The organism is Frankia sp. AiPs1 (genome assembly GCF_023716945.1).
Classification (GTDB): domain Bacteria; phylum Actinomycetota; class Actinomycetes; order Frankiales; family Frankiaceae; genus Frankia.
In genome coordinates this window covers 1-14,339 of record NZ_JAMQQF010000114.1, presented here as the reverse complement: position 1 = coordinate 14,339, position 14,339 = coordinate 1, and the positions used below count along the sequence as shown (strand labels likewise).

General features: G+C 73.1%; 15 protein-coding genes. 5 read left to right on the top strand and 10 right to left on the bottom strand.

Going from position 1 to position 14,339, the window contains the following annotated elements; translation table 11 throughout:
- The 5 genes from mftC to ND748_RS13110 all read right to left on the bottom strand — a co-directional run.
- Positions 1-1,114 (bottom strand): mycofactocin radical SAM maturase (gene mftC / locus ND748_RS13130; protein ID WP_251746080.1); only part of this gene is annotated, 1,114 nt, incomplete at its 3' end.
- On the bottom strand, positions 1,111-1,428 hold the full coding sequence (mftB, locus tag ND748_RS13125; protein WP_251746079.1) for a mycofactocin biosynthesis chaperone MftB: 318 nt from the start codon (positions 1,426-1,428) through the stop codon (positions 1,111-1,113). The genes mftB and mftC, both read right to left, overlap by 4 nt.
- A gap of 8 nt (positions 1,429-1,436) precedes the next feature.
- A complete protein-coding gene (mftA, locus tag ND748_RS13120) occupies positions 1,437-1,547 on the bottom strand; it encodes a mycofactocin precursor MftA (protein ID WP_044883333.1) in 111 nt (36 codons plus the stop codon).
- A 230-nt stretch (positions 1,548-1,777) separates the two neighbouring features.
- Positions 1,778-2,551, bottom strand: coding sequence for a polyprenyl diphosphate synthase (gene uppS / locus ND748_RS13115; protein ID WP_251746078.1), 774 nt, complete (start codon positions 2,549-2,551; stop codon positions 1,778-1,780).
- Positions 2,552-2,741: 190 nt separating this feature from the next.
- Positions 2,742-3,401: a TetR/AcrR family transcriptional regulator gene (locus tag ND748_RS13110; RefSeq protein ID WP_251746077.1), complete on the bottom strand. Its 660-nt coding sequence runs from the start codon at positions 3,399-3,401 to the stop codon at positions 2,742-2,744.
- 254 nt (positions 3,402-3,655) lie between these two features.
- Between ND748_RS13110 and ND748_RS13105 the strand changes: the two genes are divergently transcribed.
- On the top strand, positions 3,656-4,333 hold the full coding sequence (locus ND748_RS13105) for a TetR/AcrR family transcriptional regulator (RefSeq protein ID WP_251746076.1): 678 nt from the start codon (positions 3,656-3,658) through the stop codon (positions 4,331-4,333).
- A 64-nt stretch (positions 4,334-4,397) separates the two neighbouring features.
- Here ND748_RS13105 and ND748_RS13100 read toward each other — a convergent pair whose 3' ends face one another.
- The 3 genes from ND748_RS13100 to ND748_RS13090 form a co-directional block, all read right to left on the bottom strand.
- Positions 4,398-5,726 (bottom strand): acyl-CoA dehydrogenase family protein, encoded by a 1,329-nt coding sequence (locus ND748_RS13100; RefSeq protein WP_251746075.1) that lies wholly within the window; start codon positions 5,724-5,726, stop codon positions 4,398-4,400.
- An 85-nt stretch (positions 5,727-5,811) separates the two neighbouring features.
- Positions 5,812-6,573 (bottom strand): SDR family NAD(P)-dependent oxidoreductase, encoded by a 762-nt coding sequence (locus tag ND748_RS13095; protein ID WP_251746074.1) that lies wholly within the window; start codon positions 6,571-6,573, stop codon positions 5,812-5,814.
- A 2-nt stretch (positions 6,574-6,575) separates the two neighbouring features.
- On the bottom strand, positions 6,576-7,655 hold the full coding sequence (locus ND748_RS13090; protein ID WP_374215912.1) for a phosphotransferase family protein: 1,080 nt from the start codon (positions 7,653-7,655) through the stop codon (positions 6,576-6,578).
- A 170-nt stretch (positions 7,656-7,825) separates the two neighbouring features.
- Here ND748_RS13090 and ND748_RS13085 point away from each other — a divergent pair, with 170 nt between their 5' ends.
- Complete coding sequence (locus tag ND748_RS13085; RefSeq protein WP_251746072.1) at positions 7,826-8,467, top strand: TetR/AcrR family transcriptional regulator; 642 nt, start codon at positions 7,826-7,828, stop codon at positions 8,465-8,467.
- 42 nt (positions 8,468-8,509) lie between these two features.
- Here ND748_RS13085 and ND748_RS13080 read toward each other — a convergent pair whose 3' ends face one another.
- On the bottom strand, positions 8,510-9,970 hold the full coding sequence (locus ND748_RS13080) for a TetR/AcrR family transcriptional regulator (protein ID WP_251746071.1): 1,461 nt from the start codon (positions 9,968-9,970) through the stop codon (positions 8,510-8,512).
- A 411-nt stretch (positions 9,971-10,381) separates the two neighbouring features.
- Here ND748_RS13080 and ND748_RS13075 point away from each other — a divergent pair, with 411 nt between their 5' ends.
- The 3 genes from ND748_RS13075 to ND748_RS13065 all read left to right on the top strand — a co-directional run bounded on the left by ND748_RS13075 (position 10,382) and on the right by ND748_RS13065 (position 13,203).
- Entirely contained in the window at positions 10,382-11,464 is a 1,083-nt protein-coding gene (locus ND748_RS13075) for a Gfo/Idh/MocA family protein (RefSeq protein ID WP_251746070.1), read from the top strand.
- A 20-nt stretch (positions 11,465-11,484) separates the two neighbouring features.
- On the top strand, positions 11,485-11,781 hold the full coding sequence (locus tag ND748_RS13070) for an acyl-CoA synthase (RefSeq protein ID WP_251746069.1): 297 nt from the start codon (positions 11,485-11,487) through the stop codon (positions 11,779-11,781).
- 186 nt (positions 11,782-11,967) lie between these two features.
- On the top strand, positions 11,968-13,203 hold the full coding sequence (locus ND748_RS13065; RefSeq protein WP_251746068.1) for an ABC transporter substrate-binding protein: 1,236 nt from the start codon (positions 11,968-11,970) through the stop codon (positions 13,201-13,203).
- Between the two features lie 40 nt (positions 13,204-13,243).
- On the opposite strand, the gene ND748_RS13060 is transcribed toward ND748_RS13065, so the two are convergent.
- The coding region (locus ND748_RS13060; protein ID WP_251746067.1) for a class I adenylate-forming enzyme family protein at positions 13,244-14,339 on the bottom strand (1,096 nt) is incomplete at its 5' end.

Sequence of the window (14,339 nt, the reverse complement as noted above, 5' to 3'; positions counted from 1 at the left end):
GCGCCTTGGCGATCGACCGGGAGTGGTCGACCGACGGCTTCGGCGGGGCGGTGTCCCCGCGGGCGAGCAGCGCGTCGACGCCGTGGCCGACGACGCACTCCGGGTCGGGGCCGTCGAGCGGCAGGCCGGTGAAGAACTTCGCCGCCATGCAGCCGCCCTGGCAGGCGTCGAAGTGCCCGCAGGACGCGCACGCCCCGGCGGACTGCGGCTCGCGCAGCGCCGCGAACAGCTCCGAGGTCCGCCACACGCCGGTGAAGCCGCCGGTGTCGCGCACGTTGCCGGCGAGGAACTCGTCGTGGATGGCGAACGGGCAGGCGTAGACGTCGCCGACCGGGTCGATGAGGCAGACCACCCGCCCGGCGCCGCACAGGTTCAGCCCGGGCAGCGCCTGGCCGTAGGCGGACAGGTGGAAGAAGGAGTCGCCGGTCAGCACGTTCTCACCGGCGGCGACGAGCCAGTCGTAGAGCTCGCGCTGCTGGGCGGCGGTGGGGTGCAGCTCGTCCCACACGTCGGCACCGCGCCCGGACGGGCGCAGCCGGGTCAGCCGCAGCTGGGCGCCGTAGCGGTCGGCCAGCGCGGCGAAGGCGTCGAGCTGGCCGACGTTCGCCCGGGTGACGACGACGGACAGCTTGAATCCGCGGAAACCGGCCTCGGCCAGGTTCGCCATCGCGCGCACCGCGGTGTCGTAGGAGCCGGCGCCGCGCACCGCGTCGTTGACCTCGGCGGTCGCCCCGTCGAGGGAGATCTGCACGTCGACGTAGTCGCTGGCGGCGAGCCGGGTGGCGACCTCGGGGGTGATCCGCACGCCGTTGGTGGAGAACTTCACCCCGACGTGGTGGGCGGTGGCGTAGTCGACCAGCTCCCAGAAGTCGGCGCGCACGGTCGGTTCGCCGCCGCCGATGTTGACGTAGAAGACCTGCATGCGCTCGAGCTCGTCGATGACCGCACGGCACTCGGCGGTCGTCAGCTCGCGGGGGTCGCGCCGCCCGGAGCTGGACAGGCAGTGCCGGCAGGCGAGGTTGCAGGCGTAGGTGAGCTCCCACGTCAGGCAGATGGGGGCGGCCAGGCCGCGGGCGAAGTGGTCGACGAGACGCGCCGGGGCGGCGGTGGTCACGGAATGCTCCCCTCGACGATCATGGAGGACGCGGCGAGGGTCGCCAGCGCCCGCTGGTAGCGGCCGAGATCGGCGGCGGGCAGCCCGACGGCGACCGCCGCGGCCCGCGCGCTGGCGTGCGCCGGCAACGCCTCCACCAGCGCCAGCAGCCCCGGTTCCTTGAGGAACGACAGCTTGCGGGTGCCGAAGTGGTAGAGCAGCGCCCCGAACGACTCCGGCCGCACGGACACCTGGGGATGCAGCCGCCAGGCGCGATCCAGGTCGAACGCGGCGGCGGCCGGCGGGAGGCCGGCCGCGCCGCGCTCGTCCGTCACGTCGGCGCTCAGTAGACGCCGCACATGCCGTCGATGGAGACCTCCTCGACGAGCAGGTCCGCCACGACTGGCTCCGCGGGCGCCTCGACGGCCTGGTCGACCTGCACTGACTCCTCCATGAGTACTCCCCATCGCTAGAGCTGACCGGGTCCGGAACCGACGTCAACCGGTCCCGCCGCGCCAGACGACTGTAATGGCACCGAGTGCCAAAGGGAAGATGTCGGGCTGGAACGGGCAGGTCAGGCCGGCAGACCGCGTGACCGGGGGGTGCGGAGATGCTTCAACCCGAGCCCGAACTCTGATCTTGATGTTCCGCGGAACCGCGCGTCGCCGCACGCAGGCCGGTCGCTCAGGCGCCGTGGCGCCGGCCGCGGGCGGCGAAGCTGCGCAGGGCGCGCAGGAAGTCGATCTCGCGGAACGCGGGCCAGTAGGCCTCGCAGAAGTACAGCTCCGAGTAGGCGCTCTGCCAGAGCAGGAAGTTCGACATCCGCTGCTCGCCGGAGGTCCGGATCACCAGGTCCGGGTCGGGCTGCCCGGCGGTGTAGAGGTGGCGGGCGATGTCGTCCATGGTCAGCGAGGCGGCGGCGTCGGCCAGGGAGTCCCCGGCCTCGGCGCGTTCGTACAGGTGCTCGCGCAGCGCCTCGATGACCTCCTGCCGCCCGCCGTAGCCGACGGCGAGGGTCACGTGGAAACCGGTCGTGACGGTGCGGGTCGTCTCGACCGCGTTCTTGAGCACCCGCGCGGTGCTGTCGGGCAGCGCGTCGAGCATGCCGGCGAGGTGGACCTGCCAGCGGGCGTCGGGCCGGGCGAGCCGGTCGGCGACGACCTGCTCGATGACCTGCATGAGGAACGCGACCTCGGCGTCACCGCGGCGCTGCAGGTTCTCGGTCGAGCAGACGAACACGGTGACGTGGCGGATGCCGACGGCCTCGCACCAGGACAGCACGTCCTCGGCGTGCTCGGCGCCGTAACGGTGGCCCAGGCTGGGATTGGCCAGCCCCATCTCGCGGGCCCAGCGGCGGTTGCCGTCCATGACCAGGCCGACGTGGGTCGGCAGCGGGCCGGCCGCGACCTGCCGGCGCAGCCGCCGCGTGTAGAACGCGTAAAGAGGCCCCGGCGTCATCTGCACCTTCCGCTACGGTCGATGCCCGCGGTCGGCGCGGGCCGACTCCCGGCCGGTACCGGCCCGGGGTGATGACGATACCCGCCCAAGATGACCTTCGTGCAGGCGGGCTCGTGACCTGGGCGTGACGTGCTCGTGGACGCGGGCCCGCGCCGGCCGGTCCCGCACGCCGGCCGGTCCCGCACGCCGGTCAGTCCCGCACGCCGGTCAGCTCGGCGCCCTCGGGGGCCGGCGGAAGGAACCGGCGGACGACGTCGTCCACCACCGTGGCGTAGGGCCGGTCCAGCCGCCCGCGCGCCCGCATCTCCAGGTAGCGCACGACGACGGCGTGGATGGCGAGGGAGTCCCACTCCGGCTCCGCGGCGGGCAGGCTGCCGTCGCTGCGCCCGCCGGCGAGGACCTCGGCGAGGATGCCCCGGTGCTCGGCGTAGATGTCCTCCAGCGCCTCGGCGATGCCGACGACGAGCCCGACCTCCGGGGTCATGAACGTCTGCCCGTCCCGGTTGGCGCGCTCGTCCCAGCCGATCGCGAGCAGCTCCTCGATCCACGCCACGACGGCGGCCCGGGCGTCGCGGGCCTCGCGCACCACCGCCCGCAGGCTGTCGCGCACCCCGGCGGCGGCCTCCCGCTGCATGGTCAGGATCAGCGCGTCCTTGGACGGGAAGTGCCGGTAGAAGGTGCGTCTGTTCACCCCGGCGCCGCGCAGGATGTCCTCCAGCGGCGTCGCCGCGCGACCGTCGCGGCCGATCAGCCGGTGGGCGGCGCGGATGATCGCGCGGCGCTCCCGCTCGGCGCGGTCCGGATCGACCGGTCCCGGCGAGCCGGCAAGCCGCAGCGGCGCCTCAGCCACCGGGGCCCATTGCGCCGACACACCCCTTCGCGTTCGTCCTGACCAGCCGCCCGCACCGGCCACCGCACGACGGCGTCGACCGGTCGGCGGCGCTGGCCGCTCAGGATGACTGGCCGCTCAGGATGAGATGATACGGGAGCACCGGATCCGCTGATCGCCAGCCAGGCGGCGGACCGCGCCCCGGGCCCGTGTGAGCAACCTCTGACGCGTCCGTCAGCAGGTGCGGCGCCCGGCTCTCCTACACTGGATCGACCATGGACGACCCAACCTCCGCGGAGATCGTCGACGAGGGCACGAACCCCGACGGCGATCCCCGGCTCCTGCCGGTCGAGCCGGCCGACTCCGGGACCGCGGTCGCCCGGTTGGGCTGGCGCGCGGCGCGCACCCGCAACGCGATCCTCGACGCCTCCAAGAAGCTCTTTCTGGAGCGCGGGTACGCCGGCACCCGCATCAACAACATCACCGACGCCTGCGGGATCTCCCGCGCCGGCTTCTACACCTACTTCCGCGACAAGCGGGAAATCTTCGACACCCTGGGCCAGGCCACCTTTCGGGAGCTACTGCAGGTCGTCGCCGAGTGGGAGACCCTCCCGCGACCCTGTGCCCAGGCCGACGTCGAGGCCTGGGTGTGGAAGTACTTCGCGTTCATGGATCAGCACGGCGCGTTCATCCTCTCGGCGCAGTCCGGCCCGGCCGACGAGAGCGTCGGCGCGGCGAGCAACAAGATGCAGATGCGGGTGGCCTGGCTGCTCGGGGTGCACCTGCGGGGTCGCCAGCGCACCCCCACCGACGCGCCCGAGGCGCTGGGCCTGGCGGTGCAGTCGATGATGGACCGCACCTGGTACCACTGCCACGCCCAGCACCTGCCGGTCGACGACGCCGACATCGTCAACACGATCGCCGGGTTCATCACCGCGGTCCTCGAGGCCTGAGCTGCCCGAGGCCTGAGCTGCCCGAGGCCTGAGCTGCTCGGAGGCCTGAGCCCCGGGCGCGCCGTCACACCCCCTGCGGCGCCCCCGGCGGCCCGGCGGGCACCGACGGGACGCTGGCGACGAGGTCGCCGTACTTCTCCCGGGCCGCGGCGAGGCGGCGGCCGAGGAACTCCTCGGGCCACGCCGGGTCGTCGGCCTCGTAGTGGCGCAGGAGCTGGCGGGCCAGGTTGACCTTGTGCGCCTCGGTGGGCCCGTCGGCGAGGCCGAGGGCGAGTCCCGTGGTGAACATGTCGACCAGCGGTAGCTGCTCGGTGATGCCGAGCCCGCCGTGGACCTGGATCGCCCGCAGCACGATGGACTGGATGACCTTCGGGGTGAGCACCTTCAGGGCCGCGATCTCGGTGCGGGCGGCGTGCTCGCCGTGGGTGTCGATGAGCCAGGCGGCGTGCAGCACGGCGAGGCGGAACGGCATCAGCTCGGTGTACGACTCGGCCATGAACCCCTGCACGAACTGCTTGTCGGCCAGCGAGCTGCCCTGGGTGAACCGGCTGCGGGCGCGCTGGCCCATCATGTCGATGGCCCGCTGGGCGACGCCGATCGCCCGCATGGCGTGGTGCAGCCGGCCGCCGGCCAGCCGGGACTGGGCCACCTCGAAGCCCCGCCCCTCGTGGCCGAGCAGCGCGTCCGCCGGCACCCGCACCCCCTCGTAGCGGACCAGGGAGTGACCCGGCTCGTGGTGGTGCGCGCCGAACACGTGGTGGCTGTCCTCGATCACCACGCCGGGGGTGTCGCGCGGCACGAGGAAGGTCGACGCCCCGTGATGCACCGCGACGTCGGGGTTGGTGATGGCGACGATGATGAGGAACGAGGCCACCGCGGCGTTGGACGACCAGTACTTGCGGCCGTCGATCACCCATTCGTCGCCCTCGCGTCGCGCCCGGGTGGTGAACACCCGCGGATCGGCGCCGCCCTGCGGCTCCGTCATGGAGAAGCAGGAGAAGATCTCCCCGGCCAGCAGGGGCGCCAGGTAGCGCTCCTTCTGCTCCGGGGTGCCGAACCGGGCGATGATCTCGGCGTTGCCGGTGTCGGGCGCCTGGGTGCCGAACACGATCGGCCCCCAGTCCGTGCGGCCGAGGATCTCGTTGAGCAGGGTCAGCTTCACCGCGCCGAAGCCCTGCCCGCCGAGCTCCGGACCGAGATGGGGGGCCCACAGGCCCTCGTCGCGCACCCGCTGCTTGAGCGGGTCGACGATCTTGCGTCGCTCGTCGTCGAGGGGCAGGTACTCGCAGCCCGGGAACAGCACGTCGAGCGGTGCCACCTCGTCGCGCACGAACGCCCGGACCCAGTCCAGCTTGGTCTCGAACTCGGCATCGGTGGAGAAGTCCCATGCCATGGCATTTCCTCCCAGCACTCGGGCCGCTATCGGCTCAGGGGCGGTGTCGCCTCAGGGGCGGTGCGCCTTCAGGGGCGGTGTCGGCTCAGGGGATGCCGCCGTCGACCCGCAGGGTCGCGGCGGAGGTGTAGCTGGACGCATCCGAGATCAGGTACAGCGCGGAGCCGACGATCTCGGCCGGGTTGCCGGCGCGCTGCAACGCGTGTGACCGGGCCGCCTCGGCGACGGCGTCGAGGTCCCAGTGCTTGCTGACGTCGGTGTAGAACGGGCCGGACATGAGGGTGTTGACGCGCACCTGCGGGCCGAGGGCGAGCGCGAGGCCCTCGGTCAGCGCGTTGAGTCCGGCCTTGGCCGCCGCGTACGGCAGGATCGCCGCCGTCGGACGGATGGAACCGGTGGAGCTGACGTTGACGATGGAGCCGCGGCCCGCCGCGACCATCCGTTCGCCGACGAGCACCGACAGCCGGAAGGGGCCCTTGAGGTTGAGGTTGACGACCGCGTCGAACAGCTTCTCGTTGACGTCGGCGAGGGTGTCGTACAGCGGCGACATCCCGGCGTTGTTGATCAGCGCGTCGACCTTGCCGAACCGGTCGTAGGCGGCGTCGACGAGGCCGGGCAGCTCGTCCCAGCGCCCGACGTGCACGGCGTACGGCAGGGCCTTGCGGCCGGTCTCGGCCTCGACCTCGGCGGCGGTGGCCGTGCAGGAGTCGAGGTCGCGGCTGGCGATGACGACGTCGGCTCCGCAGCGCGCCGCGCCGAAGGCCATCTCCCGGCCGAGCCCGCGGCTGCCGCCGGTGATGAGTACGACCCGGTCGGTCAGGTCGAACAGGGTGTCCGCGTATCCCATGGTCAGCCTCTCCGGGCCGGCAGCGAGCGGGCGAGGTCGGCGGCGGTGGCGAGCAGTTGCAGCACCAGCGGCCCGAACGTCTCGACCTTGGGGTCGACCGTTGCGCCGGCGGCGAAGGCCGCGTAGCTCTTCTCCAGCACCACGCCGAGCTTCCAGTTGGCCAGCACCAGGTAGTAGTCGATGTCGGCGGTCGAGCGTCCGCTCACCCGCTCATAGTGCGCCAGCAGTTCGGTCCGCCGCGGCATCCCGGAGACGTCGAGGTAGAAGCCCTCGGTGCGGGGCTCCTCCCCGTCCCAGCCGAGCAGCGCCCAGCCGAGGTCGAGCAGCGGGTCGCCGATCGTGGTCATCTCCCAGTCGATGATGGCGGCGAGCCGGGCCGGGGTGCCGTGGCGGAACATCACGTTGGCGAACTGGTAGTCGCCGTGCATGATCCCCGGTTCGAAGCTGGCCGGCCGGTTCGCCCGCAGCCAGGCGGCCGCCTCGTCGAGGCCGGGCAGGTCGCGAAACCGGTAGGCGCCGAGAAAGCTCAGCCAGCGGTCGACCTGGCGGTCGTGGAAGTTCTCCGGGCGGCCGAACCCCGCCAGTCCGCGGTCACGCCAGTCGACCCGGGACAGCTTCGCGATGCCGTCGACGAGTTCGAACGCCAGCTCGCGCCGGGCGGCCGGCTCGGTGTCGAACGGAGCCGGCCAGGTGGCGGTCGGGCTCCAGCCGTCGATGGCCCGCATCACGTAGAACGGCATTCCCAGCACTTCGCCGGTGGGGTCCCCGGCGACGAGCTCGGCGTGGGGGACGTCCGTTCCGCGCAACGCGCGCAGCAACCGCAGCTCCCGGCGCAGCCCGTCGACGCGGGACTCGCTCGCGGCCGCCGGCGGCATCCGCAGCACCGTGCGCTCGCCGCCGCGGATCAGCGAGTACAGCTCGTTCTGCGAACCCCCGGTGAGCCGGTCGATGACGGGCAGCTCGCCCGCCCCGGGCACCTGCTCGGCGTCGAGCCAGCGGGCCAGGCGGACGGCGTCGAGCGCCGTGCCCTGTGCCGCCGTGCCCTGTGCCGCCGTGCCCTGTGCCGGCGGGCCCGCGCTCACCGCGGGTACCGACTCGGGTCGGCGGGCTGGATCGGGTTCCACATCCGGACCTCCTGGTCCACGTGATCGGGACGGGGGCAGAATAGCATTCTGGCCGCTCCAGAACCAGATTCTGCGACATGGTCGGATCCTGCCTCGCTCCGCCCACCACGCACGGCAGACTTGCATCCATGGAGTCGACCCCGCTGGAGTGGGACGCAGCGCCCGCATCCGTGCGCGCCGCAGTCGATCGGGCCCTGCGCCGCCACCAGCGCGACGCCCTCGACGAGCTCGAGCAGATCCTCGACGCCGCCCTGCGGGTGGCGGTCCGGGTGGCACCGGCGGAGCCGCGGGTGAGCGACATCGTCGCCGAGGCCGGCAGCTCGAACCAGACCTTCTACCGCTACTTCGCCGGCAAGAGCGAGCTGCTGCACGCCGTGATGGAGCGCGGCGTCCTGCGGGTGCGTTCCTACCTGGGCCACCAGATGGCCAAGGAGGCCGGCCCCGCCGATCAGGTCGCCGCCTGGGTGCAGGGGCTGCTGACCCAGCTCACCCGCCCCGAGGTCGCCACCCAGAGCATCGCGATCAGCCGGCTCACGCTGCGCTCGGACGGCTCCGAACCGGGGCGCTCGACCCTGGACAACCAGCTCGGCGCACTGCTGGTCACGCCGCTGGCCGCGGCCGGGCGCCCGCACCCGGAGCTCGACGCACGGGCGATCCTGGACGTGGTCCTCGGCGCGCTCGAACGCCATGTCGCGGCCGGCACGGGGCCCGACGCGGTGGAACGCGACCATCTCGTCACGTTCTGCACGGCCATCACCGGCCCGGCCTGACCCCGTCCCCTCCGGGAGGCGTCCCCTCCGGGAGGCGCCCGCTCAGGGGGGCGGGCCGCCGGCGGGCAGGGGGGTACGAGCGCCGAGCAGACCACCGACGAGCAGGAGCGCGAGGCAACGACGGACGTCGTCGCGGTCGAGCACCCGATGGCGCTGCCAGGCATGGTAGGGAAACTCGCCCAGCAGCACCCACAGCACGACGGCAGCCGCCGACGGGTCCAGCGATCGTCCCGGCGCCCAGCGCGCCAGCAGCCGCGTGGTGACCGCGTCGAGGTAGGTCCGCAGCTGCCGGCTCAGCCGCTGCAGTGCCGGGGTCGGCAGCACCTCGGTCGTCCACACGTGCAGGGTGGGGCCGCGCCGTCGCAGCACGACCAACCAGCGGTCGATCCAGGCCAGGATGTCGCCGTCGTCCTCGGCGCGCAGCAGGTCGTCGAGGTGGCTGCAGATGTCGACCGCCGCCTGGTGGGCCAGCGTCGCGAAGATCGCGTACCGATCCTCCCAGTACTGGTAGAACGTGCCGTGGGCGACGCCGGCCTCGGCGGTGATGTCGTCGACGCTCGTGCCGGCCAGCCCGCCACGCTCGAACGCCTGGTTCGCGGCGGCGAGAATGCGCCGGATCGTCGGTTCGGACCGCCGGGTCACCTGCCGGCGAAGGCCCAGCGGGGCCGTGTCGCGCCAGGCGCCGAGCGGATCCGCGCGATCGGTGCCGCCGCCCGGGAGTAGGTCGGGCCAGGGCGGCGGGTCGCCGTCGACACCCGCCGTGCCCGCCACATCCACCACATCCACCGCACCCACCGCACCCACCGCACCCACCGCACCCACCGCACCCACCGTGCCCGGGGCGCCGGCCGCCCGCGGGAACAGCGAGGAGTGGATGATCGTCGCGAGCGTGGCGTGCACCGACGACTCGGGCGGCAGGACACCGGGGCGGCGTGGATCGAGCACGACGTGCGTCCACTGCATCAGGCTGATGATCGCGATCGCGAGGACGCGGGTGTCCACCGGACCGGCGCCGACGAGGGCCAGTCGAGGCCGCATCTCCTCCGCGAGTTCGCGCAGGTAGCGCTCGGAGGGATCCTCCGGCGCCAGGGCGTCGTGCGCGACCAGCGGCCAGGTGGCGAAGACGGGTGAGTGTCGGCGCAGGACCTCGTCGAGGCCCTCGAGCCAGGCCCGGAACTCCGCCAGCCCGGCCGGTCCGGGCTCGATCACCCGCTGGTGGCGGAAGTGCCGGACGAGGTCCCGACCGAGCCGCTCGTAGAAGATGGCGAACAGCTCGATCTTGCTCTGGAAGTACTGGTAGAAGGCCGTGTCCGAGCGGCCGGTGGCCTCCGTGACCGCCGAGATGCTGGTGCCGTGGTAGCCGCGCCGCGCGAACAGCTCGCGGGCCGCCGCCACGATCTCCGCGCAGGCCCGTTCGCCCTCCGGACCGATCACCGGGCTGACCGGATACGGGTCCCGCCGCCGCGACGGTACGACCAGGTCGCGCTCGGGCTCGACCGCCACCCGGCGCCCCCTCCCGGTCCCGCGCTCCTTCGACAGCCCCGGCGGGGCATTACCGCAGGTAAGTGTAGGACGCCGGTCGGGCAGGAGGCACGCGGAGACGCTGTGGTACGTCCGGCGCACCCGGGACTGACGCGGAAGCTGGGCGGACCCGCGCGGCCCGCCGGGCTGCGTTGCCCCTCGTCGTAGTCCCGCACTAGTGTCTGATGTCTAGCGAATTAGCCTTGATTTTTGGGTAACGCAATGATGCGGCAGGACGGCCGGTGGCCGTCCCCTGGGAGGCGACATGACGGCGCGGGTGTTCCTGACGGCGCGGATGGTTCCGGCGGCGCAGGTAGTTCTGACGGCGCAGGTAGTTCTGACGGCGCAGGTGGTTCCGACGGCGCAGGTGGTTCCGACGGCGCAGGTGGTCCGATGACGCTGCGGGTGGGCATCGTGGGGGTCGGCTGGGGGGCCATCGTCCAGGCTCCGGCGTACCGAGCGGCCCAGGGTTACGACCCGGTGGCGTTGTGTGCGCGGACGCCGGAGCGGCTCGGGAAGGTCGCCGCCCGGCTGGGCATCGAGGACACCTCGACCGACTGGCGCTCGTTCGTCCGGCGCGACGACCTCGATCTGATCTCGGTCGCGACCCCGACCGCGCTGCACCACGAGATCACCCTCGCCGCCCTGGCCGCGGGCAAGGCCGTGCTGTGCGAGAAGCCGCTGGCCGCCGATCCGGCGCAGGCCCGGGAGATGGTCGCCGCGGCGCAGGAGTCGGGCCGGCCGACCGGCTGCTGCTTCGAGAACCGCTGGAACCCGGAGTGGCTGGCCATCACCGACCAGGTGCGGGCCGGGCTGCTCGGCACCCCGCACGTGGCCCGGGTCACCCGCAGCGCCTCCTACTGGCATCCGAGCCGGCCCCTGCAGGCCGCCTGGATGTACGACCGCAGCCAGGGCGGCGGCTACCTCGCCGGGATGCTCGTCCACGACCTGGACTTCGTCTGCTCGCTGTTGGGGCCGCCGGTGGCGGTGTGCGCCGACGTGCGCAGCTCGGTGCCGACGCGGACGCTGCCGGACGGCGGGGAGCTGGCCGTGACCGCGGACGACACCTCCGCGGTGCTGCTGCGGCTCGCCTCCGGCGCGATCGCCGTCCTGAGCGTCTCCACGATCGGCGCGAACGTCGACCACTTCCGCCTCGAGCTGCTCGGCACCGACGGCAGCATCGTCGCCGACGGCAGCCTGCGCCACACCACCTACCAGGCGGGCCCGGCGAGCCAGAAGGGGCTGGCGCCGCTGGCCCCGGTCGAGCGCGAGCCCGCCGCCCCGCAGCACCTGCCCGAGGGCCTGGCCGGCCACGGCAGCCGGGCGATGGCGCTGATGCTCGAGGACTGGCTGCCCGCGTTCGACGGCCAGCCCACCCCGGTGCCCACCTTCACCGACGGGCTGCTCAGCCTGGAGATCATCGACGCGGCGCACCGGTCGTCCGAGGGCGCCGGCTGGGTTCCGATCGAGCTCTGAACCGAAAGGACGGTGCACGCATGAGCGACCCTGAGACCAACCCCGCCGCCGTCCCGCAGCGCGAGGACGAGGACGACCAGGACCTGCTCACCTACGGCGAGGTGGCGGCACGCCTCGGCGAGGAGATCAAGGCACAGAACACCCTGGTCACCGAGCTGGAAAAGGCTGAGCCGGTGGACGCCGAGCGGGTCGAGCGCGAACGCGCCCGGCTCGCGGCGTTGCGCGACGCCCAGGAGCGCAACTCGCGGCGGCCGATCAACGACGAGAACTTCGAGCGTTTCTTCGGCTACCGCGGCACACCCCGCTACGACAGCTGAGACCGCTTCGGGTCCCTCGGCGCCAGGTCCCCGCACGGCCAGGTCCCCGCACGCCAGGTCCCCGGCACCACCTCGTACCCCGGCGCCTCACGGCGCCGGGGCACGACCATTTTCTTTTCCTTTTGCCTTTTTCCTTTTCCCTGCAGTTCCTCCCTCCCTTCTCTGACCGTTCCCACGGGGGTCACGATGCGTCGCCGTTCCGTCTCCTTATCGTTATCCAGCGCCGCCGCGTTGCTGGCGTTGGTCGCTGCGGGGGCGAGCGCGTGCTCGTCGCCCACGGCATCGTCGGCGGCATCCTGTGACAGCCCGGGCGTGACCTCATCGGAGGTCAGGCTCGGGCTTCTCTATCCCGACTCCGGGCCGACGGCGGCCTCGATGGCCGCCACCCGCGCCGGGGTCGACGCCCGCATCGGCCAGGCGAACGCCGCCGGTGGCATCCACGGACGCAAGATCGTCTACGACTGGCGGGACGACCAGGGCGACCCCTCGGCCAACGGCGTCGCCGCCCGGGACCTCATCGAGCGGCAGAAGGACTTCGGCATCCTGGAGTACTCCCTGGCCGCCAACGGCAGCGCCCAGTACCTGGCCGAGCACGGCGTCCCGGTCGGCGGGCTGGCCACCGGCGACGTCTGGGCGAAGTACCGCACGATGTTCTCGTTCTCCTCCACCACCGGCGCCGCGACCGACACCTACGGCACGTTCCTGCGCTCGCAGGGCGGGACGAAGGCGATCCTGCTGCGGACCGCGCTGTCAGCCGGCGTCGGCAACACCAGCGCCAAGATGACCCAGAGCTCCCAGGCCGCCGGCATTCCGGTCGTCGGCGAGATCGCCTACACCGCAGGCGCGGACAGCCCGGCGGCCGTCGCGCGGCGCATCGCCGAGAGCGGCGCCGACACCCTGCTCACCGTCATCAACGCCCCCGACCTGCCCGCGGTCCTGACCGCCGTGCGCGCCGCCGGGGTGAACCTGCGGGCAATCCTGTCGGTCAGCGGCTACGACACCCAGCTCCTGCACGACTCCGCCGGCGCGCTGGCCGGCGTGACCATCCCGGTGTTCTACCGCCCGTTCGAGGCCGGCGGCCCGGCGATCGCGAACTACCGCACGGCGATGGCGCGCTACGCCCCGCAGGTTCCCAACCCGCAGCAGGAACTCGCGATGATCGCCTACATCGACACCGACCTGTACCTGCGCGGGCTGACCGAGGCCGGTGCCTGCCCGACCCGCGAGGGTTTCGTCAACTCCCTCAACGCGGTGCACGACTACGACGCCGGCGGGCTGATCCAGCCGATGGACCTGGCCCGCGACCGCGGCAAGCAGACCACCTGCTGGTCGTTCGTGCAGGCGAACCACACCGGGGACGCCTTCAACGTCGTGCGCGAGAACCTCTGCGGCCACGAGCTGCCCGCCACCACCGGCTCCTGACGGGAGCTGACCGGCGCGCCCGCCCCGGCCGCCCGCCCCGCTACGGCGACCCGCCTCCGCCGTCGGCGGCGTCGGCGGCGTCGTGGCGGGCGCGCAGGGCGGGGCGGGTGAGCTTGCCGGCGGCGTTGAGCGGCAGTGCGTCGACGACGTACCAGTAGGCGGGCACCTTGAACCCGGCCAGCCGGTCGCGGACGAACCGGCGCAGCTCGTCGGCGGTCGGCGGGCGGTCGGGGTCGGCGGGGACGACGAACGCGGCCAGCGTCTCCCCGAGCCGGGCGTCGGGCACCCCGACGATCCCGGCGTCGGCGACCCCGGGATGCTCGACGAGGGTGTGCTCGATCTCCAGCGGGTACACGTTCTCCCCGCCGCGCACGATCATGTCGTTGCGCCGCCCGACGAGGTGCAGGTAGCCGTCGTCGTCGAGGAAGCCGAGGTCGCCGCTGTGCAGCCAGCCGTCGGCGGCGTGCACGCTCAGGTGCGCCGCGGCGGCGAGCACCTCGCCGACCCCGGCGTCGTCCGGGTCGTCGATGCGCAGCCGCAGCCCGGGAACGCCCCGCCCGACAGTGGCGAGCAGGTCGGGGGCGCCCGCCGCGGCCCGGTCGTGATCGGCGGGGGTCAGGCAGGTCAGCGGGCTGCCCTCGGTCTGACCGAACAGGTTGACCAGGCGCACCCCGGGCAGCACCGCCTGCACCCGGCGCAGCGTCTCCGGGCTGATCGGCGACGCACCGTAGACCAGGGTGCGCAGCGGCACCGCGTCGAGCGTTCCCTCAGCCAGCAGCATCTCGATCATCGTCGGGACGAGCTGGCAGTGCGTGGCGCCCTGCCCCCGCAGCCCGGCCCACCACTGGTGGCTGAAACGCGACGTCGACAGCACGGTCGCGCCGACCGACACCGCGACGAGGGTGTTGCCGAGCCCGCCGATGTGGTGCAACGGCGAGCCGGTGGCGTAGCGGCCGTCCGGGCCGAGGTCGAGCAGACCGGACAGCAGGTCGGTGCGCGCGGCGAGCACCTCCTGGGTGACCGGCACCCGCTTGGCCGCTCCCGTCGTGCCCGAGGTGTGCAGGTACAGCGCGACCGCCCCGCCCGGCGCCGGCGGGGCCGCGTTCGACGCCCGCAGCGCCGGCACGGCCACCACC

Coding starts and splice junctions, on each gene's coding strand:
- mftA (WP_044883333.1), bottom strand. CDS start 1,547: ATGGAGGAGTCAGTGCAGGTCGACCAGGCCGTCGAGGCGCCCGCGGAG.
- uppS (WP_251746078.1), bottom strand. CDS start 2,551: ATGACGCCGGGGCCTCTTTACGCGTTCTACACGCGGCGGCTGCGCCGG.
- ND748_RS13105 (WP_251746076.1), top strand. CDS start 3,656: ATGGACGACCCAACCTCCGCGGAGATCGTCGACGAGGGCACGAACCCC.
- ND748_RS13100 (WP_251746075.1), bottom strand. CDS start 5,726: ATGGCATGGGACTTCTCCACCGATGCCGAGTTCGAGACCAAGCTGGAC.
- ND748_RS13095 (WP_251746074.1), bottom strand. CDS start 6,573: ATGGGATACGCGGACACCCTGTTCGACCTGACCGACCGGGTCGTACTC.
- ND748_RS13085 (WP_251746072.1), top strand. CDS start 7,826: ATGGAGTCGACCCCGCTGGAGTGGGACGCAGCGCCCGCATCCGTGCGC.
- ND748_RS13075 (WP_251746070.1), top strand. CDS start 10,382: ATGACGCTGCGGGTGGGCATCGTGGGGGTCGGCTGGGGGGCCATCGTC.
- ND748_RS13070 (WP_251746069.1), top strand. CDS start 11,485: ATGAGCGACCCTGAGACCAACCCCGCCGCCGTCCCGCAGCGCGAGGAC.
- ND748_RS13065 (WP_251746068.1), top strand. CDS start 11,968: ATGCGTCGCCGTTCCGTCTCCTTATCGTTATCCAGCGCCGCCGCGTTG.